Source organism: Oceanimonas sp. CAM02 (assembly GCF_032842915.1).
GTDB classification, from domain to species: Bacteria; Pseudomonadota; Gammaproteobacteria; order Enterobacterales; family Aeromonadaceae; genus Oceanimonas; species Oceanimonas smirnovii.
Genome location: NZ_JAWJBK010000031.1, coordinates 1 through 19,916 on the forward strand (window position 1 = coordinate 1; position 19,916 = coordinate 19,916).

18 protein-coding genes and 1 riboswitch are annotated in these 19,916 nt (G+C 56.9%); of the genes, 7 read left to right on the plus strand and 11 right to left on the minus strand.

Annotation, left to right across the window (positions count from 1 at the left end):
• Window positions 1-335: 335 nt before the first annotated feature.
• From pyrC to R0I78_RS11990, 3 genes are all read left to right on the plus strand, one after another.
• A complete protein-coding gene (pyrC, locus tag R0I78_RS11980) occupies window positions 336-1,367 on the plus strand; it encodes a dihydroorotase (protein ID WP_317075479.1) in 1,032 nt (343 codons plus the stop codon).
• A gap of 94 nt (window positions 1,368-1,461) precedes the next feature.
• Window positions 1,462-1,568: riboswitch (TPP riboswitch) on the plus strand.
• An 81-nt stretch (window positions 1,569-1,649) separates the two neighbouring features.
• Window positions 1,650-3,089 (plus strand): sodium:solute symporter family transporter, encoded by a 1,440-nt coding sequence (locus tag R0I78_RS11985; RefSeq protein WP_317075480.1) that lies wholly within the window; start codon window positions 1,650-1,652, stop codon window positions 3,087-3,089.
• A gap of 123 nt (window positions 3,090-3,212) precedes the next feature.
• Window positions 3,213-3,695 carry a hypothetical protein gene (locus R0I78_RS11990; RefSeq protein WP_317075481.1) on the plus strand — a complete coding sequence of 161 codons (483 nt, stop codon included), beginning with the start codon at window positions 3,213-3,215 and terminating at the stop codon, window positions 3,693-3,695.
• Between the two features lie 66 nt (window positions 3,696-3,761).
• On the opposite strand, the gene R0I78_RS11995 is transcribed toward R0I78_RS11990, so the two are convergent.
• From R0I78_RS11995 to R0I78_RS12030, 8 genes are all read right to left on the minus strand, one after another.
• Window positions 3,762-4,589 carry an HAD-IIB family hydrolase gene (locus R0I78_RS11995; protein ID WP_317075482.1) on the minus strand — a complete coding sequence of 276 codons (828 nt, stop codon included), beginning with the start codon at window positions 4,587-4,589 and terminating at the stop codon, window positions 3,762-3,764.
• Window positions 4,589-5,416, minus strand: a complete 828-nt coding sequence (locus tag R0I78_RS12000; RefSeq protein ID WP_317075483.1) for a phosphodiesterase — start codon at window positions 5,414-5,416, stop codon at window positions 4,589-4,591. Before R0I78_RS12000 ends, R0I78_RS11995 begins: the two co-directional genes overlap by 1 nt.
• Window positions 5,413-6,480: an ABC transporter ATP-binding protein gene (locus R0I78_RS12005; protein WP_317075484.1), complete on the minus strand. Its 1,068-nt coding sequence runs from the start codon at window positions 6,478-6,480 to the stop codon at window positions 5,413-5,415. The genes R0I78_RS12000 and R0I78_RS12005 overlap by 4 nt, the downstream gene beginning before the upstream one ends.
• A 27-nt stretch (window positions 6,481-6,507) precedes the next feature.
• Window positions 6,508-7,302, minus strand: a complete 795-nt coding sequence (locus tag R0I78_RS12010) for an ABC transporter permease (RefSeq protein WP_317075485.1) — start codon at window positions 7,300-7,302, stop codon at window positions 6,508-6,510.
• 10 nt (window positions 7,303-7,312) lie between these two features.
• On the minus strand, window positions 7,313-8,134 hold the full coding sequence (locus tag R0I78_RS12015) for an ABC transporter permease (RefSeq protein WP_228213944.1): 822 nt from the start codon (window positions 8,132-8,134) through the stop codon (window positions 7,313-7,315).
• Between the two features lie 70 nt (window positions 8,135-8,204).
• Window positions 8,205-9,218, minus strand: coding sequence for an ABC transporter substrate-binding protein (locus tag R0I78_RS12020; RefSeq protein ID WP_317075486.1), 1,014 nt, complete (start codon window positions 9,216-9,218; stop codon window positions 8,205-8,207).
• 4 nt (window positions 9,219-9,222) lie between these two features.
• Window positions 9,223-10,266: a LacI family DNA-binding transcriptional regulator gene (locus tag R0I78_RS12025; protein ID WP_317075487.1), complete on the minus strand. Its 1,044-nt coding sequence runs from the start codon at window positions 10,264-10,266 to the stop codon at window positions 9,223-9,225.
• A 229-nt stretch (window positions 10,267-10,495) separates the two neighbouring features.
• Complete coding sequence (locus tag R0I78_RS12030; RefSeq protein ID WP_317075488.1) at window positions 10,496-10,750, minus strand: type B 50S ribosomal protein L31; 255 nt, start codon at window positions 10,748-10,750, stop codon at window positions 10,496-10,498.
• Between the two features lie 365 nt (window positions 10,751-11,115).
• Here R0I78_RS12030 and R0I78_RS12035 point away from each other — a divergent pair, with 365 nt between their 5' ends.
• Window positions 11,116-12,855, plus strand: coding sequence for an anti-phage dCTP deaminase (locus tag R0I78_RS12035; protein ID WP_317075489.1), 1,740 nt, complete (start codon window positions 11,116-11,118; stop codon window positions 12,853-12,855).
• An 81-nt stretch (window positions 12,856-12,936) separates the two neighbouring features.
• Here R0I78_RS12035 and norR read toward each other — a convergent pair whose 3' ends face one another.
• Window positions 12,937-14,466, minus strand: a complete 1,530-nt coding sequence (norR, locus tag R0I78_RS12040; protein ID WP_410506581.1) for a nitric oxide reductase transcriptional regulator NorR — start codon at window positions 14,464-14,466, stop codon at window positions 12,937-12,939.
• 154 nt (window positions 14,467-14,620) lie between these two features.
• On the opposite strand from norR, the gene ytfE reads away from it, so the two are divergent.
• Both ytfE and R0I78_RS12050 read left to right on the plus strand, forming a co-directional pair.
• The gene (gene ytfE / locus R0I78_RS12045) at window positions 14,621-15,298 is read left to right on the plus strand and encodes an iron-sulfur cluster repair protein YtfE (protein ID WP_317075491.1); all 678 of its coding nucleotides are present in this window, start codon (window positions 14,621-14,623) and stop codon (window positions 15,296-15,298) included.
• Window positions 15,291-17,591, plus strand: a complete 2,301-nt coding sequence (locus R0I78_RS12050) for a nitric-oxide reductase large subunit (RefSeq protein WP_317075492.1) — start codon at window positions 15,291-15,293, stop codon at window positions 17,589-17,591. Before ytfE ends, R0I78_RS12050 begins: the two co-directional genes overlap by 8 nt.
• A gap of 61 nt (window positions 17,592-17,652) precedes the next feature.
• On the opposite strand, the gene R0I78_RS12055 is transcribed toward R0I78_RS12050, so the two are convergent.
• Both R0I78_RS12055 and R0I78_RS12060 read right to left on the minus strand, forming a co-directional pair.
• A complete protein-coding gene (locus R0I78_RS12055) occupies window positions 17,653-18,648 on the minus strand; it encodes a diguanylate cyclase domain-containing protein (RefSeq protein WP_317075493.1) in 996 nt (331 codons plus the stop codon).
• Window positions 18,649-18,660: 12 nt separating this feature from the next.
• Window positions 18,661-19,440, minus strand: a complete 780-nt coding sequence (locus R0I78_RS12060) for an EAL domain-containing protein (protein WP_317075494.1) — start codon at window positions 19,438-19,440, stop codon at window positions 18,661-18,663.
• Window positions 19,441-19,592: 152 nt separating this feature from the next.
• On the opposite strand from R0I78_RS12060, the gene R0I78_RS12065 reads away from it, so the two are divergent.
• Window positions 19,593-19,784 (plus strand): DCC1-like thiol-disulfide oxidoreductase family protein, encoded by a 192-nt coding sequence (locus tag R0I78_RS12065; protein ID WP_317075495.1) that lies wholly within the window; start codon window positions 19,593-19,595, stop codon window positions 19,782-19,784.
• The last annotated feature ends 132 nt before the right edge of the window (window positions 19,785-19,916 follow it).

Sequence of the window (19,916 nt, forward strand, 5' to 3'; positions counted from 1 at the left end):
ACGAAATGGCAGATGAAGTCCGGTATTATACGGACGAGTATTACCCGAAAGTGCGGCGCCACATGGCGCTGGGAGGAATAACTCCCAATGCCTACGCAGCGGCCGCTTAACTTAAGTGTCTACTTTATCGGGGCCACTCCAGCAGCCCGAGTGGCTTGAGGGATTTATGTGATACCTGTTACACCGCATTAGCAGGCTGATTGCAATGAACCGCAGGCGCGTACGAGCGGCTTAAAGCTGACAGCTGACCGCTTAAAGCTCCCATAGGTTTGGTGAAAACCCGCTTCGGGTGGATAATAAAGACCTCGAAAGCAATGGATAACGCCGAGCCGACTATGACCACACTGACAATTACCCGCCCCGACGACTGGCACCTGCACCTGCGCGACGGTAAGCAACTGCAAGACACAGTACGCGACGCCAGCCGCTATCTGGGCCGCGCCCTCGTGATGCCCAACCTGGTACCGCCCGTGACTACCACAGAGCTTGCCAACGAATACCGCGAGCGCATTCTGGCGGTACGCCCCGAAGGCAGCCGGTTTGAGCCGGTGATGAGCCTGTATCTCACCGACAAAACCGACCCCGACGAAATTCGCAAAGGCCGCGCCAGCGGCGACATTGTGGCCTGCAAACTCTACCCGGCCGGTGCCACCACCAACTCCGACTCCGGCGTCACCGATGTGAAAAACATCTATCCGGTGCTGCAGGCCATGCAGGAAACCGGCACCCTGCTGCTGGTGCATGGCGAAGTCACCGACTCGCGCATCGACATCTTTGACCGGGAAAAAGTGTTTCTGGAAACCGTGCTGCCCGACGTGGTGCACGACTTCCCCGATCTGAAAATTGTGCTTGAGCACATCACCACCGAGCACGCAGTGAACTTTGTGGAGCAGGCCGGCGACAACGTAGCCGCCACCATTACCGCCCACCACCTGCTGTTTAACCGCAACCACATGCTGGTGGGCGGCATTCGCCCGCACTACTACTGCCTGCCCATTCTCAAGCGCAACACCCATCAGGCCGCCCTGGTGCGTGCCGCCACCAGCGGCAGCAAAAAGTTCTTTTTGGGCACCGACTCGGCCCCGCACTTTCAGCACCGCAAAGAGGCCGCCTGCGGCTGCGCCGGTGCCTATACCTCTCACGCCGCCATTGAGCTGTATGCCGAAGTTTTTGAAGAAGCCGGTGCGCTCGACAAGCTGGAAGCCTTTGCCAGCCACAACGGCCCCGACTTCTACGGCCTGCCCCGCAACCCAGACACCATCACTCTGGTAAAAGAATCCTGGACGGTGGATGCCACTCTGCCCCTGGGCGGTGATCAGCTGGTGCCCATTCGCGCCGGCGAAGACATTGGCTGGATAGTGAAATAACCATGGTCAATTAATAAAAGCGCGACTCAGGTCGCGCTTTTTTGTGTTGCATTTGAGTTGATTGACAATCAAGGCCCCGCACCTTACTCTCGTTTCACATTCCTGGGGGAGCCCACACGGGCTGAGACTCCGCCACCAAGGCGGTAACCCTTAGAACCTGATCCGGATAATGCCGGCGAAGGGAAGGAAACGAACGATCCCGCACCATGACGATCCGCCCTCCTCTTCCTTTCGCCCGTATACCCCGGCTATTTCATGCTCGCGGGAGCAAAGGGAGAACACATGCTGGACACCACCACCGCCATTTTATGGCTCTGTTTATTTGCGGCGGTTTTCGCCATTCCCGGGCTGCTGTACGCCCGCCGGCAAAACGACAAACCGGAAGACTTTATTGTGGCCCGCAACAGCCAGAGCGGCACCGCCACTACATTAACCTTGCTGGCCACCACCATGGGCACCTGGATTTTGTTTGGTCCGGCTCAGGCCGCCACCTGGGGCGGTGTGGGTGCCATTACCGGCTACGCCCTTGGCGTGCTGGCCCCCCGGCTGATCATGATTCCGCTGGGCAAACGCATTCGCGAGCTGATGCCCGAAGGCCATACCCTCACCGAGTTTGTAATGGGACGCTACGGCCGGGGCATGTTCAGCTTTGTGCTGGTGATCATGCTGTTCTATATGTTTATTGCACTCACCGCCGGCCTCACCGCCATTGCCCAGATGGTGGCCCTGCTGGCACCGGTGCCGCTGTGGACTACCGCCGGCATTGTGATGGTGGCCACCCTTGTTTACACCCTGTATGGCGGCCTGCGGGTCACCATTTTTACCGACCGCGTGCAGATGCTGGTGATTTTGCCGTTTTTGCTGGTGATGATTGCCCTGGGCTGGCAGGCCACCGACGGTCTGGCCCCGGCCCTGGCCGGCCTGCAACAAAGCGCACCGCACCTGCTTGATCCGCTCGACACCACAGGGCTGAAATCGGGCCTCACCTTCTTTCTTGCCGTGGTGCTTACCGGTCTGTTCTATCAGGGCACCTGGCAACGGGTGTTTGCCGCCCGGGACAACAAGGTAATCCGCAATGGTTTTATTCTGAGCGGCGTGCTCAGCTTTCCCATCATCTTTATTATGGGACTGTTTGGCCTGGCCTTTGTGGGCCTGAACCTGCCCGGCGACGGCTCGGTGGCGCTGTTCAGCGTGCTGATGCCCAATATGCCGCTGTGGTTTGCCATTGGCCTGCTGCCCTTTGGCCTGGCGCTGATCATGAGCAGTGCCGACTCCACCATCAGCGGCCTGACCAGCATGCTGGTGGTAGACCTGCGCCGGCTGCTGCCCAACACCAGCGTGCACACTCTGCTGGGGTTGTCGCGCTGGCTGATTGTGCTGTCTTCCATTCCGGTGCTGTATGTGGCCTCGCAGGGCTTCAGCGTACTTTATTTGTTCCTGCTGGCAGACCTGCTGTGCTGCGCCGCTGCCTTTCCGGTGTTCTTTGGCTTTTACAATGCCCGTTATCAGGGCTGGAACGCCATGCTCAGCACCCTCGGCGGTCTGGTGGCCGGCCTGATGCTGTTCCCGGCCCCGGGCGAAGCCGCCACCTATTTGCTGGAGTCGTTCCTGCTGGCCACCTTTGTGCCGGTGGCCATTTCCGCCCTGCTGCTATTGGTGCCCAACCGCAACCCCTTTGACTTTGCCGCGTTGGCCAGCCGGGTGCGCAGCCTGGAAAACTGAGTTCGTTTTGCTGTAACCATTCGTCGCAATACATTGCCGGCGCGCCCCAAGGCCGCCGGTTTTTTTGTGTTCTACACTGAGTGCACAACAACCGGTAAACCGGTATCCAAGCGGAGAGCACTCATGAAAACAATCACCACCTCACTGACGCTGGCCCTGCTCGTGGCCCCTCTGGCTGTTGCCAACGAACTGACGGGCACCCTGGACGGAAAACAACACAGCTGGCACATTCTGGAGCATGAGCAAGGCTCCACCGCCAACTTCAGTGAACTTATGCCCAGCATGTATAGCGTATCCATACAAGGCCACCGCCAGAACAAATTTGAAACCAAGGGCACATTCGTCATCGACTTTATGGTGATGCAAGGCAAAGCCAGCCATGCTTCCGTATCTTACTTTCCGGAAAGCGCCCTCACCCCGCACTATGGCACCAAAGAAGAGGTTCCCATTCAGCTGGATGTACTGGAATTTAACGGCGACACCGGCCGCGCCAGCGGCAGTGTCAAAGCCAGCCTGCTATATATGGAAAGCCTGCAGGCGGGACACAACCCCGACAACAACCTGCAGGCCGATATTCGCTTTGATGTCACTCTGCAGAAAGAGTAACCGGCCAGACACACCTAGCGGCCGCGATGGCGGTCGTTGTCCTGGCTCTGCATCACAATACCCCGGCTAAGCCGTTGTCTCGCTGACCACGACCCCGGATGTAACTTCCCCCCTTGCCTTCAGCAGGTGCTCGGCCATTTCGGCGAAGCCCTTACCCCCTTCCTCTTCTGTTTGATAGGACGGCAGGCTAGCCAGCCAGGGCAGGCTGTGGACGATATTGGCCACCCCCACACTCAGCGGCAGAGCACGAAACATCGGTTCGTCATTGGCCGAATCACCAATGCACAGCACCTGAGCCTGGATCTGATCCGGGGTCAGTCCCAGCCGGGCGGTGAAATAACGCTCGGCGGCGCGCCACTTGTTGTGATCACCGCTCCACACATTAAGGTGAATCGAGCTGGTGGCATAGTTCACCTCATGCCGGTCCAGTTCGGCGCACAGCGCGCTGACTTCGTCGGTGCTCAGGGTCACCGCCTGGCCGATATCGATAGCCATATCAGTCAGCCGCAACGACTGATCCGCCGCCAGCATGGCCCGGGGCACGGCGGTCAGCGCCGCGTTCACCGCCGCTGCCAGTTGTTCCCGCTGCTGATGGCGACGCTCATCGGGCAACCAGTATTCGGTGCTCAGACCCTGACCATCAAGCTGAAAACGAAAGCCGCCGCCCTCGCCAATCACGGTGTTCACCGGTAACAGACGCACCAGCGCATCGCACCAGCCAGCGCAAGCGCCGGTAATGGGCACCACGGTAATGCCGGCTGCGCGCAGATCATAGAGTGCCTGCAGGGTCCGGGGCAGCAGCTGGCCCCGGTAACTGAGGGTATCGTCCACATCGGTGAGAATGTAACGAATGGCACCGGCCCGGGCCGGAGACAGCTGGTTTATAGGTTTCATCAGTCTATCAGCCTGCCCTGTTGGTCAAAAAACGGATGGGGGCCATCGCTGTCGTCCACATGGCTCTGGTGGCTCAGCAGCAGGCCGCTTTGCGGATGCAGATAAAGCAGGCGGATCATCGCCGGCTCTCTGGTGAAAGATGAAGGTGCGCCGGGCCGCAGATCCAGGGTCACCGCATGGTTATGGGCCGGCCCCACATACACCGGCCGTCCGCACCAGATAAACTCCACCGGCCGGTGCAGGTGACCGCAGAGCAGCAATTCCACCTGCGGATTCTGCTTCAGCACCCCGGCCAGCTCATCGGCACCGTGCAGCCGCTGCACATCCATGTGCTCGAGCCCCACCGCCACCGGCGGATGATGCATAAACAGCAGGGTGCGCTGCGTCGGAGCCCGGCTTAAGGTCTGCTCCAGCCAGTCACGACGTTCTGCGTCAATCAGGCCATGAGGTTTGCCCGGAACGCTGGTATCCAGCCCGACCAGACGCAGTGGCAGGCCGTCGATGGCATAGCTCAGATGATCCTGGCTCTGAAACAGGTATTGATGATCCGCAAACACCGCCCGCAAGGCGCGGCGATCGTCATGGTTGCCCGGCACCAGATAAAACGGCATCAGCAGCCGATCCAGCGCCAGCCGGGCCTGGCGGTATTCGGCTTCACTGCCGAAATCGCCGAGATCACCGGTGATCAGCACCAGATCGGGCCGGGGTTGCAGGTTATTGAGGTGATCCACCGCCTGCTGCAGCCGGGCAAACGTGTCCACCTTGCCGGCATAAGCCGGCTTGCCACCGGCCTTGATATGAAGATCTGTCAGTTGCGCAATGATCATGCTGCCCTCACCCGCTGCTGATCCAGCCGGATCATCTGATCCGGTTTAATTAACAGCCCCACCGTCTGCCCCGGCGTAAACTGCGCCCGTCCGTCGCAGTCCACCAGTACCGGCTGTTCACTGACACCGCTCACCCACACCCGGTTACGATCGCCGATAAACTGGGTCTGCTGCACCACGCCGGTCAGCTGGCCACTGCCGGCCTCGGTGATCTCCATATCTTCCGGCCGGCAGTGAATTCGCCCGGGGCCGTCGGCCAGCGCCACCCCCGGCAGGCTTCCCCCTGGCAGTTGCATACAGCGGTTACGGACCAGGCCCTCAAACACGTTGATCTGGCCGATAAAGTCGGCCACAAAGTCATTTTGGGGTTCGAAATAAATTTCCCTCGGGGTGCCAATCTGGGATACCCGGCCATGCTCCATCACCACAATGCGATCCCCCAGTGCCATGGCTTCATCCTGATCATGGGTCACATAAATAGCGGTAATGCCGAGTTTGCGCAGCAGGCTGTTAATATCAGCCCTCAGCCGGTCGCGCAGCAAGGCATCAAGGGCAGTGAGCGGCTCGTCGAGCAGCAGCACCCGCGGGCTGGTGATAATCGCCCGTGCCAGCGCCACCCGCTGCCGTTGACCGCCCGACAGCTGGCTGATACGCCGGTGGGCCAACGGAGCCAACTCCATCATCTCCAGCATCTCAGCCACCCGCCGTTTGATGTCGGCGGTTTTCACCTTCTGCACCTTGAGGCCATAGCCCACGTTCTCGGCCACCGTCATATTGGGAAACAGGGCATAAGACTGAAACACCATGCCCACCTTGCGTTTTTCAATGGGCTGACGCGTTACATCTTCATCACCGAACAGAATGCGGCCCCCTTCATCGGGAAACTCCAGGCCGGCAATCATGCGCAGTGTGGTGGTTTTGCCGCAGCCCGAGGGACCGAGCAAGACCAGGGTCTCGCCGGCCTGGATGGTCAAGTCCAGCGGGTGCAGGGCCAGGGTGCCGTCGGAAAAGGTTTTGCGGCAGTTTTGCAGGCGAATGGCAACGCCGTGTTCATTAATGGTCATTGAGTCAGTCCTGAAACAAAATACGGATTAACGGGCCGCCGGCTTGCGCAGCCGGGTGCCACTCCACTGCACACCTATCATCAGTGGCAGCAGCATGAGCAGGAAAATCAGGGTATAGGCGCTGCTGATCTCCAGCCGCATTGAGGCATAGGAGTCTGCCAGTCCCACCGGCAGGGTTTTGGTCAGCGGCGTATGCAGCATCCAGGTAAGGTTGAACTCACCCACCGACAGGGTCAGGGTCATCAGCGCGCCGCTGATGATGCCGCCTTTACAATTAGGCACGACCACGTCGCGAAAGCGACGCCAGAAGCCGGCCCCCAGACTGGCAGCCCCTTCTTCCAGCTGTTTGAAATCGATGCTGTGCAGCACTGCCAGCACCGAACGCACCATAAACGGCAGGGTGTACAGCACATGGCCGATAAGAATAAACAGCCAGCTGGTGCGCAGATCACCATGGCCGCCATAGGCGATGATCAGCGCCAGAGCAATGGCCAGGCCGGGAATGGCCACCGGCAGCACGATCAGCTCTTCAAAAATACGCGCCCAGCGGCTGGCAGACGTTGCCAGATAATAGGCCGCCGGCACCCCTACCAGCAGATTCACCAGCAGGGTCGACAGCGCCAGCTGCAGAGTCAGCCACAGGGTATCGCTGTAAAGCGTAAGCACTTCATTTATCCAGCGCAGGGTCAGTCCGCTGGAGAGACCCTGAAAGTAGTTGCTGGTCAGGCCGGCCGTTACCGACATCAGTACCGGCACCACCATAAAAGCGCACACCAGCAGAGTGAACGCCAGTTGCAGATAATAGGAAAAAGGTCGTTTCATGGCGGTGTCCTCAGGCGGCAGGAGTGGAACTGGCCCCCGAGGCCGAGCGTGCCAGCAGCAGCACCAGCCAGGTGATAAGGCCGAGTATGATGCTCAACGCCGCCGCCATGGCGATATTGGCACCCAGGGTAAATTCGGTGTAAATGGTCATCGGCATCACATTAATGCCACTGGCCAGCGCAAAGGCGGTGCCAAAGGCCCCCATGGAAGTGGCAAAGCAGATGGCACCGCTGGCGATCAGCGCCGGTTTGAGCGCCGGCAGGATCACATCCAGCACAATGCGCAGGCGTGAGGCCCCGAGCGAACGGGCCGCCTCTTCCAGCATCAAATCCATCTTCTCCACCGCGGACATCACCGTCAGCAAAACCCGGGGAATGGAGAAATACACATAGCCGACAAACAACCCGGCCAGCGAGTAGGCGAAGGTCCAGCGTGAACCGTCAAGCAACAGTCCAAGCTCGGCGCTCAGACCCTGACGGCCACCCAGCATAATCACCAGAAAGCCCACCACCACACCGGGGAACGCCAGCGGAAACGTCATCAGCGACACCAGCCATGCCTTGCCGGCAAACTGATTGCGGGCCAGAAACAGGCCGGCAACCAGCGCAATCGCCAGGGTAGTGAGCGTGGTGACTACCGACAGCATCAGGGTCTCCAGCATACTGCGCAGATAGCGGCCGTCGGTCAGTGCCTGCCAGTAATTCATGGCACCATTGTCACCACTGACCGAGACCAGGATCAGCTGACCCATGGGGATCAGAAAAAAGGCGCAGGTAATGATCAGCACCGGCAGCATCATCAGGCTGAGGTTGCGTTTGCTTGAAACAGACATGGATGTTCTCAACAGGGGAAAATCAAAAGTGGAATCAGGGCGGGTGCCTGGCACCCGCCCTGGTCACCAATTACTGCATGCGATCAAGGTATTGTTGCTGGAAGCCGGACTGAACCTCGGCCATTTTGCCGTAGTCTACCGCCACGGCACGGGCATAATCAGACTCGGGCAGGAAACGGGCCTTCACGTCTTCCGACATGGCATCGGGGCGGACCGGTCGCAGAAAGGCGTTGGCCCATACCGACTGGCCCTTGTCGGAAAGCACGAAATCGAGGATCTTCCGGCCCTTTTCCGGATTAGGCGAGTTCTTCACCAGGCTCATTACATAGGGCACAACCACGCTGCCTTCTTCGGGGATCACAAACTGTACATTGGCACCGTCCTTGTATTTGGCACGGTAGGCATTGAAGTCGTAGTCCAGCATGATGGGGATCTCGCCCGAAAGCACCCGGGCATAGGCGGTCTGTTTGGGCACAATAGGAGCATTTTCCTGCAGTTTAGCCAGGAAATTCAGACCGGGCTCGAAGTTGTCCAGATCCCCTCCCAGCGCACCGTTGATCGCAACCGCACCGGCATAACCGACAAAGGCACTGGACGGATCCAGATAACCGATCATGCCCTTATAGGCAGGATCGAGCAGATCCTTCCAGCGTTGAGGCACCGGTTTGCCGTCAAGAGCGTCCACGTTCACAAACAGGCCCAGGGTACCGGAATGAATGGTAAACCAGTGGCCTTGCGGATCCTTCAGACCATCAGGGATCTGCTCCCAGTTGGCAGGCTGGTAAGACTCGGTGACGCCCTTCTCAGCAGCGGTAATGCCAAACGACACACCATAATACGCCACATCGGCCACAGGGCTGTTCTGCTCGGCCAGCAGCTGAGACAGGGTCTGGCCCGAGTTCTTGTTGTCAAAGGGAACCTGGTAGCCCAGCTCTTCCTTGATAACCTTGAGCTGGGTAGCCCAGTCGGCCCACTGAGGCGGGCAGTTATAACAGATGGCATCGGCGGCCTGGGCCTGGCCACCCAGGACACTGGCAGTCACGGCCAGGGCTGAAGCCCATTTAACTACACGTTGCTTAAGCATGATGTTATCTCTCACTAAGGGGTTTAACGGGGGAATCGGTAAGGGGCGTCAGGGTGCCACCCGCCACCAGCTGGTAGCTGAGCTGACGCCCCGTGTCCAAAGCATTGAGATGACGCTGGGCCATCAGGGTATCCACGGCAGTACTGCCAATTTCAAGATTGGGGGTGCGCACGCTGGTCAGGGCTGGCATGCGCAGCGCGCCGGCCTGAATACCATCAAATCCGACCAGAGACACATCATCGGGTACCCGCCGGCCAAGCTGCTCCAGCTGGGCAATGGTGGCCAGCGCCAGCAGATCGTTAGAGCAGAACCAGGCGGTCGGCTGTGCTCCCGGCCGGTTATAAATGGCAGCCAGCGCCTGCGCCAGTCCAGTGGCATTGACCGGATCCACCTGCACCAGCTGTGCCAGTTGCACGCCAGCCTGATGCAGGCCCGACAGAAAGCCCGCATGGCGATCCCGGGCCCTGTCGGTACGCACAAATTCGCCCGAAATCATGCCGATGCAGCGATGGCCAGCAGCAAGAATGCGCTCTGCCACCTCGGCGGCGGCACAGAAGTTATCGACGCCGACATGGGCTGCCATCTGCTCACGCGGCACATTGTGCATCAGGCAATAGGGCACACCAGCTTCGTCCAGTCGCTGCAGGGCGGCACTGCGGGCCGCGTCATTCACGGTAAGCAACACTCCGTCTACCTGATAGGCGAGCAGGGTTTCCACCGCGCTCAGTTCCAGCGCATCGTCATAATCGGAGGAGAGAATTAACGGGGTATAGCCCAGGGTCCGGGACCGCTGCTGCAAACCTGCGGCGGTTTCAGCAAACACCGGGTTGGTCAGACTGGGAATGATCACCCCCAGGGTCATGCTGCTGGCGGTTTTCAGTGCCCGCGCCGCCATGCTCGGACGGTAGCCCAGTGCGCTGATTGCAGCCTCTACCCTGGCCACGGTTTCGGCCCGTACCGCCCCCTTGTTGTTGACGACCCGGGACACGGTGGCAATAGACAAGCCACAGTGCTGTGCAATATCCCTGATGGTAACCGTTCTGCTCATAACTGCCCTCCTGCTGATGGAAGGCACTATAGATTTGCTTTTTTACAGTGATGTTAACGTTTACTTAAAGCATGTAATCGTTTACATGAAGATTTTATGACTGCCCAACCACGGGCTGAAGATGATGAAACATCGCCACCCACCTTGCTCCCAACAAAAACGCGCCCCGAAGCGGAGCGCGTTGATTACTGGCTTGCCTGAGTGTGTGTCTGAAGACACAACATCCGGCTTACTTGCTGGCCAGCTTGCCGAAACGTTTGTTGAACTGGGCCACCCGACCCTCGTTACCCACCTGACGCTGCTCGCCGGTATACACAGGATGCGAGGCGCTGGAAATATCCAGGTTAACCAGAGGATAAGTGTTGCCGTCTTCCCAGACGATGGTCTCGGCAGAGGTACAGGTAGAGCGAATGCGGAAGGTCTTGCCACAGGAAGTGTCCTTAAACACCACATATTCGTAGGCGGGATGAATGTTCTTCTTCATGAATGATACCGTTATAACATAACAATTGATATTGTTATTGAACCTGATTCTCATTCGCTTGTAAAGAGCGTTCTCCTCTGTTGTCTGGTGGTGATCAACCAGGAGTCAGGACTGTTACCGGCTGGAACGCCGGCTGTTCAGAGTTCCCTCGGTGCGTAAGGGCGTGAACTGGCTGCGCAAACGGGCCGGGCGTGAGCCATTGAGGTTTGATGGATACGGGGCATTGTTGTACTCGAAACCTTTAGATCCTTACAAAGGTCGATAATGAGCCATACTTGAACACCGATAACTATAATCAGGCTGGTGAAAAGTAAGATATAATTATTTACTCAAAACCACTAAAAATCCAAAAACTGGAGTGAGCATTGAAAAATAAAAATAATGAAATGATTTCTAGACTATTTCATGAACGTAGCAAGTTTATCGTTCTTGGGTTAACTGGTAGAACTGGTTCGGGCTGTACAACCGCCGCCAGCATTTTAGAAAATGAAAAGGCTGACTTCCCTCACGTTGACAATGTCAAACATAAAAAAGAACCATTTTTCTCCGAATTGGACTCTAAGAGGTACAAAATTGCATCTCATTACACAAAAGAGAACTACAGCCCTTTCATATCAATAAAGGTTAGTGATTTAATTTCAGCCTACTTACTAACTTTAACAACCACACAAATTGTGGACTTCATAAAAGAACAAACCGACAATATAAGTAGAGCAAGCATTTACGAACTAATAAGAAAAGGTAGCTTTCAACTAACATACACAAAGAAAGGTGTACTAAAGAACATCTCTAATAAAATGCTCGACCATTGCACCCCCTTTGAGCTTTCAGTAAGAGAAAAAACAAAATTTTTCTCTTTCATGAAACTAATAAGAAAGTTTACTGAAGACTTCAAAAAGGAGTTAAGGGGAATCAATAATGAGCTATATATAAGAGTTTATCAAGCTGCAGGAAACTCCATTAGAAGAACAGGAAAAGTTGAATCTAAATACAAAGAGAAAGCCTTCGAGCCAGAGTCCGTCTTTCACCTCCCTGAAACGATCAACAGAGTGATAAAAAGCATCAGACAAATAAACTCACAAGGTGCTTTCATAGTAATAGATGCAATAAGAAATCCTTATGAAGCTAAATTCTTCAAAGATCGTTATTCGGCATTTTATCTAATATCAATAAATGCACCGAATGAAGATCGTAAAGCTTACTTACAAAATGTCCATAAATACACTGTAGATGAATTTGACGAATTAGAACGTAGAGAATCTGGAAAAACAAGAGTTGATGATGCTGACTTCATAAGCCAAAATGTAAAAAGGTGCATTGAAATATCGGACATTCATATTTTCAACCCAAGAAATGAAATTGATAACAATAATGTACTGAAAGCACAATTAGCTTGGTACTTGGCATTAATAAAACACCCTGGGTTAATTTCACCAACAAACATTGAACGGGTTATGCAAATTGCATATACTGCGAAAGTTAATTCTGGCTGTATATCTAGACAAGTTGGAGCAGTTGTAACTGATGAAAACTACTCTATCAAATCAGTAGGTTGGAATGATGTAGCAAAAGGACAAGTTCCATGCAACCTAAGATCTCTTGATGAGCTAGCAAATACATTTGATGAAGTTACCTATAGTACATATGAACGTCAAAACAGTGACTTTAGGGATGCAGCTAAAGGTGAACTAATAAAAATATCTGGAAAGATAGGCACTCAAGGAAAGAATCTTTCATATTGCTTTAAAGATATAAAGAACTCTTTGGATGATTCAGGAAATCAAGTCCATACAAGATCACTGCATGCTGAAGAAAACGCTTTCCTACAACTGGCTAAATATGGCTCAGCCGGAATAGAAGGCGGAAAACTATTCACAACAGCAAGCCCATGTGAATTGTGCGCAAAAAAAGCATACCAATTAGGAATCAAAGATATTGTATTTATTGATCCTTACCCTGGGATAGCAATAGATCACATCTTATCAATAGGAAAAAATGAGCCAAACTTGATTCAGTTCAGAGGGGCTCTAGGAAAAGGATACCATCAATTATATGAGCCAACCATGTCATATAAGGACGAATTGAACTATCTTAAAGATCATTAAGCTTAGAAAGTGAAAAAGTAAGCTCAGTATGAAACTTTCCCGCTGCTCCCACAGCGGGTCTTTTTATTTCAAATACTCACCTCACTTCATCCCCAGCCGCTTCGCCAGTTTATGCAAATTGCTGGGGTCCACTTCCAGCAAGCGGGCGGCGGCGGCCCAGTTGTGTTCGGTAGCGTCCAGCGCCTGCTCTATGGCCTGTTGCTGGGCCTGATTGGTCACCTGTTGCAGGCTGGCCAGCGGGTGAGGAGCTGCCTTGGGTATGCTTGCTGTCTGTGCGGGTTCGGCTAATGGCTCACTGCCGGCCAAATCCAGCAGCTCCGGTTCCAGGGTGATGATGTCGGCGCGGTCGGCACCCCGGCTGAGGGCCTTGATGGCGGCGCGGCTGATCACATGCTCCAGCTCGCGCACGTTACCGGGCCAGGCGTAGGCGCACAGGGCTCGCTCAGCGGCGGGCGAGAGCCGCAGGCTGCGCAGGCCCAGCCGGCCCCGGTTCAGCTCGAGAAAGTGGCCGGCCAGTATCAGCACGTCCCCATCCCGCTCCCGCAGCGGCGGAATGGGCACCGGATACACCGACAGCCGGTGATAGAGATCAGCGCGAAAGTGGCCATCGCGCACGCTGTCGTGCAGCTGGCGGTTGGTGGCGGCAATAATTCTTACATTGACCTTGCGCGGTTCGTCTTCCCCCAGTCGCTGAATTTCACCGTTTTGCAGGGTGCGCAGCAGCTTGGCCTGAATGCCCAGCGGCAGCTCGCCCACTTCATCCAGAAACAAGGTGCCGCCGTCGGCGGCTTCAAAGCGGCCGGGCCGGGCGTTGCCGGCACCGGAGAAAGCGCCTTTTACATGGCCGAACAGCTCGCTTTCGGCCAGGGTTTCCGGCAGGGCGGCGCAGTTTACCTGCACCAGCGGCTTGTCTTTGCGGGGCGAGCGCTGATGCAGGCGGCGGGCGAACAAGTCCTTGCCCACGCCGGTTTCGCCGGTAAGCAGCACCGGCAAATCCGAGTCGGCCACCACATTCAGCTCGTGCAACAGTCGTTTAAGCCCGGTGCTCTGCCCCAGAATTTCCCCTTCCTGCCGGTCGCCAAGCTGCACGGGTGAATCCTGCCGGGCCAGCCGCAGGGCACGAATGTCCCGCTCCAGCCGGGTCATGCGTACCGCCGCAGCCACGGTGAGCGCCAGCCGTTGCAGGGAATCGCGCGCGTCCTGATCAAAGGTGCCGGCGGTGAGTGCATCCAGGGTCATTGCGCCCCACAGCTCACCATTTACATACAAACTGATGCCCATGCAGTCGTGCACCGGCAGTGCCTCGCCTACATGTTGCTCAAGCAGGCCGTCGTAGGGATCGGACAGAGGCGAGTCGGGAGCAAAGGCCACAGTGCTGCGGCTGGCCAGAATGGCCGCCAGCCGGGGGTGCTGGGCCACCACAAAGCGCCGGCCCAGCGCCTCGTGCACCAGGCCTTCCACTGCTACCGGGCTGAGCACGCCATCCTGCAGCCGCAGCAGACACACGGCACCGCAGCCAAAATGTTCTCGCACCATACGCACCAGGCTTTGTAGTCGTACGGCTCTGGGTAGTTCGGCGGCCAGATCCGCCAGCAACATTTCATAGAGCATGGTTATTTTTACCACAACAGGGTTTTATTTACCCTACTTGAGCAGGGTAAATAAAACCACATATTATTTTTACTACATATAAATCAACAACTTAAAAAATGGCATGTAAAGTGCAATTTATTGAGCAAGGGTAACATGAACAAGGAGCCATATCATGAGCCTGCTCAACCACTCCCTGGGCTCATTGGCCAGGGAAATTCCGGGGGCCACCCGGGTGTTTCATCATTACCGGCTGGATTATTGCTGTAGCGGTAATGCCCTGCTGAGCGAAGCCCTGTCGGAGCGGGGTCTGGATGCCGCCGAGGTGATTGCCCGGCTGGAAGCCCTGCCCGCCCGCTGCGATAACAGTCCCAACTGGGCCGAGGCCGGCACCGGTGAGCTGATTGATCATATTCTGGCGCGCTATCACGAAGTGCACCGCCAGCAGTTGCCCGAGCTGATTGAACTGGCCCGCCGGGTGGAAGCGGTGCACGGCGAACACCCGCTCTGCCCCCATGGCCTGGCGGATCATCTGGCAGAAATGCGGCAGGAGCTGGAAAGTCATATGCAGAAGGAGGAGCAGATTTTGTTCCCCATGCTGCGCCGGGGCCTGTTTGCTCCCGCCCAAGGGCCGATCAGCGTGATGCGCATGGAGCATAACGACCATGGTCAGGCCCTGGCCCGCTTGCTGGAGCTGACCAATCACCTTGCCCTGCCCGCCGATGCCTGCGGCAGCTGGCAGGCGCTGTATGCGGGCATTGAGGAGCTGCAGAACGACCTGATGCAGCACATTCATCTGGAAAACAACCTTCTCTTTTCCCCTTCCCGGCACCAGGAGGTGCAACATGGCTAACTATCGTCGCCTTTGGCTACTGTTATTGGTGGTTGTTGGCATTACTTTTGCCATTCTTGGCTATTTTGGCCGTGAGGTGTATCGCACGGCCCCGCCCATTCCCGCTCAGGTAGTGACCGAAAACGGCACCCTGCTCACCACCCACGACGGCATTCTCGACGGCCAGACCGCCTGGCAATCGGTGGGTGGCATGCAACTGGGCTCGGTGTGGGGCCATGGTGCCTACCAGGCACCGGACTGGACCGCCGACTGGCTGCACCGGGAGCTGGTGGCCTGGCTGGAGCTGGCCGCTCAGGATGAATTTGGCACCGCTTATGCCAATCTTGAGGGCGAACAACAGGCCATGCTGCAACACCGCTTAAAACAGGAATACCGCAGCAACAGCTACGATGCCGAGGCTGACGTACTGGTGCTGTCGGAGCGTCGTGCTCAGGCCATGGCCGACACCGCTGCCTATTACGACAAGCTGTTCAGTGACGATCCTGCCCTGCGCAGCACTCGCCAGAGCTTTGCCATGAAGGAGAATACCCTGCCCAGCGCCGAGCGCCGGGCCGACATGAACAACTTCTTCTTCTGGACCGCCTGGGCAGCCGCCACCGAGCGCCCGGACAGCTACGCCACCTACACCAACAACTGGCCCCATGAGCCGCTGATTGACAACAAGCCCACCGCCGAGAACATTGTCTGGTCCATTGCCAGCGTGGTGCTGTTGATTGCCGGTGTGGGCGGCCTGGTGTGGGCCTGGTCGTTTCTGCGCAAGGAAGACGAAGCCGCCCCCGAGCCGCCGGTGAAAGATCCGCTGACCACCTTTACCCTCACTGCATCTCAAAAGGCACTGGGCAAATATGTGTTCCTGGTGGTGGCGCTGTTTACCTTTCAGGTGCTGCTGGGTGGCGCTACTGCCCACTACACGGTGGAAGGTCAGCATTTCTACGGCATTGAGCTGTCGAAGTGGTTCCCGTACACACTGCTGCGCACCTGGCACATTCAGAGCGCCCTGTTCTGGATTGCCACCGGCTTTCTCGCCGCCGGCCTGTTCCTCGCCCCCATCATCAATGGCGGCAAGGATCCCAAATATCAGGCACTGGGGGTAAACGTGCTGTTCTGGGCGCTGGTGGCCGTGGTGGTAGGCAGCTTTGTGGGCAACTATCTGGCCATTGCGCAAATTATGCCTGCCAGCCTCAACTTCTGGCTGGGCCATCAGGGCTATGAATATGTGGATCTGGGCCGGCTGTGGCAGATTGGCAAGTTCACCGGCATAGTGCTGTGGCTGGTGCTGATGCTGCGCGGCGTGGTGCCGGCGCTGCGTCAGCCCGGTGATCGCCACCTGCTGGCTTTGCTCACTGCGTCCTGTGCCGCCATTGGCCTCTTCTACGGTGCCGGCTTCTTCTACGGCGAGCGCACCCATATCTCGGTAATGGAGTACTGGCGCTGGTGGATTGTGCACCTGTGGGTGGAAGGCTTCTTTGAAGTGTTCGCCACCACGGCGCTGGCCTTTATCTTCTGCAGCATGGGACTGGTGTCCCGGCGTGCCGCTACCACCGCCAGCCTGGCCTCGGCCTCGCTGTTTATGCTGGGCGGCATTCCCGGCACCTTCCACCACCTGTACTTCTCCGGTACCACCACCCCGGTAATGGCAGTGGGTGCTACCTTCAGTGCCCTGGAAGTGGTGCCCCTGGTGGTGCTGGGTTATGAGGCCTGGGAAAACTGGCGGCTGAAAAACAGTGCGCCCTGGATGGAAAACGTAAGATGGCCGCTGATGTTCTTTGTGGCGGTGGCCTTCTGGAACATGCTGGGTGCCGGTGTGCTGGGCTTTATGATCAACCCCCCGGTGGCGCTCTATTACATACAGGGGCTGAACACCACGCCCACTCACGCTCATGCCGCCCTGTTCGGGGTGTATGGCTTCCTGGCGCTGGGATTTGCCCTGCTGGTGCTGCGCTATATTCGCCCCAATCTGGTATTCAGCGAGTCACTGATGAAAACCGCCTTCTGGTGGATGAACGGCGGCCTGGCACTGATGCTGTTCACCAGTGTGCTGCCGGTGGGGGTGATTCAGTTTGTGGCCAGCGCCAGCGAAGGCCTCTGGTATGCCCGCAGCGAAAGCTTTATGCAGCAGGGCCTGCTGCAAACCCTGCGCTGGGTGCGCACCTTTGGTGATGTGGTGTTTATCGTCGGTGCCCTGGCGGTCACCTGGCAGGTGATCATTGGCCTGCGCCAGCCCGCCGGCCATGCCACCAGTCTGGCCATTGAGCCCCAGGAGTGCGATGTGCCCGAGCTGATGAGCAAATAATTGCTTCGGTAGTATGCTTGTTAGTCTGGTTTGGCCCCGCAATGCGGGGCCTTTTTTGTGGTTAACCGATATGCCGGCTGCGCTCATTCACGCCAATTTGGCCGGCCAACGGCACTGTGTTGAAGGCCATGCCGCGCTTACCGGCACGTTTTACCTGATACATGGCGGCGTCGGCCCGGGCCATGACATCGGCAAAGTCGTCCTGCTCTCGCACGCCTTCCACCCCCATGCTCATGCCCACAAAGGCTTCACCGTTATCCAGTTCAAAGGGTGTATCCAGGCAGTCGATGCAGGCCTGGGCCAACGGCTGGGTTTGCGAATTCTGTAGGGCCCAAGGCAGCAGCAGCACAAACTCGTCGCCGCCCAATCGGCCCAGCACCACGTCCGGCGGGCACAAGAAGCGCAGCCGCTCGGTAAGCTGTATCAGCAGCCTGTCGCCGGCGCGGTGGCCCAGGGTGTCGTTGACTTGCTTGAAGTCGTCGAGATCAATAAAGCACAGGGTCAGCGCGCCTTCGGTTTTAAGCGCCTTGAAACGCTCGATCAATCCGCTGCGGTTGAGCAGGCCGGTGAGCGGATCCTTGTGAGCCAGCCGCGACAGAGCAAGCTCGTATTCCTTTTCCTGAGTAATGTCGACATGGGTGCCCATCACGCGTAGCGGGCGGCCCTGCTCGTCCCACTCCACCACCCGGCCTCTGTCCTGCACCCAGGTAACGCTCCCGTTTTTGGCCACCATGCGGTGCTGCACTTCATAAAACTCGCTGCGCCCGTGCAGGTGATCAAAAAAGTTATTCAGTACTTCTTCCCGATCTTCCGGATGCAGGTGGGCCTTCCACACCTCAAAGCTGGCTTCTATTTCCTTGGGCTGAAAACCCAGCATGGAGCCCCAGCGCCGGTTAAAGATAACCAGCTTACCGCTGGGCACATGCAGTTGCCACACGCACAGGCCGGTGCCGTCCATGGCCGCTTCCAGCTTTTCCCGAGCATCGGCAGCAATGCGCTTTAATCGTTCGTTTTCAGCCTGCAGCCGAAGCAGTTCTCGTGAGTAGATCCTGTCCATGGTGTTCGTCCGTCAGGCAACCCTGCTCCACCCTGTGATCTGCTCAGGGCCGAGCAGCTCTTCCAGCATGGGGCGGGCAAACAGGTAGCCCTGCAAATAACGCACACCGGCATTCACCAGATAATCCCGCTCTTCCACGGTTTCGATGCCTTCGGCCAGCACCAGGGCGCCCAGCTCGGCGCACACCCGCTGCACCTCGGCCAGCTGCTGCTGTTTGGCGGGCTCGTTATCAATATCGCGCACCATGCTCATATCCAGCTTTACAATGGAAGGCCGCAAGCTATGCAGCCATTCGAGGCTGGTAAAGCCGGCACCATAATCATCAATGGCGGTATAAAAGCCGTAGCGGGCATATGCCTCAAAAATGCGTTTGAGCTTTTGCTGGCTGACAATGCGCTCACCTTCGGTCACTTCAAAAATAATCTTGTTCAGATCAAAGCCGTACAGTTCAGATGCTTCTATAGTGGCGCGAATGCAGGTGTCGGGGTTGTAGATGGCATTGGGCAGAAAGTTAATGCTGAGCAGCCGGTCACAACCCAGCCGGGCCGCGGTTTCAATGGCTTTAACCCGGCACATTTGATCAAAGTAGTATTTATTGTCGTCCCTGATACGCTCAAATACCCAGCCGGCTCCCTGCCCTTCCGGGCCACGCACCAGCGCCTCGTAGGCAAAAATGTCTTGTTGCTGCCAGTCGATAATGGGCTGAAAGGCCATGCGAATGTCAAACCCGAGAGAGTGACCGCTCAGGCAGTCCATGCAGGTTTGCTGCTTGATTTGTACTGGAATATCCATTTTCACCGCCCGATGATCATCAAAACATCCATTGTAATAGGTTGTTCGCTGAAAAACGCACCAAAAAGCCGAAAAGTGCGATGAAAGCAACATCCACCTGCTCCGGTCTTAAAAGCTCAGCATTATCAGTAGTTACCAAAGGATTCTTCACCATGCTGACCGTATTTTACGATGGCCGTTGCGGCCTGTGCGATCGGGAAATTGCCTTTTATCGCCGGCGGGCAAAGCCCGGCTCGGTGCGCTGGCTGCTGAGTGCCGGCTACCGGTTGTTTTTATGCTGGTACCGCCGCCAGCCTCATGTTCAACAATGCACCATTCATACTATTGACTGCTCACCTCCCTAAAGGAAGGGGATTCCCAATTCACCGAGAACCGGACACGGAGACTGACCCCATGCCGCTTACATTCTCTCCAAGGGCTAACACCGCCAGCCCGGCGGCTTTAATGTTTGTCGCGGCGTTGATGTCGCGGTCATG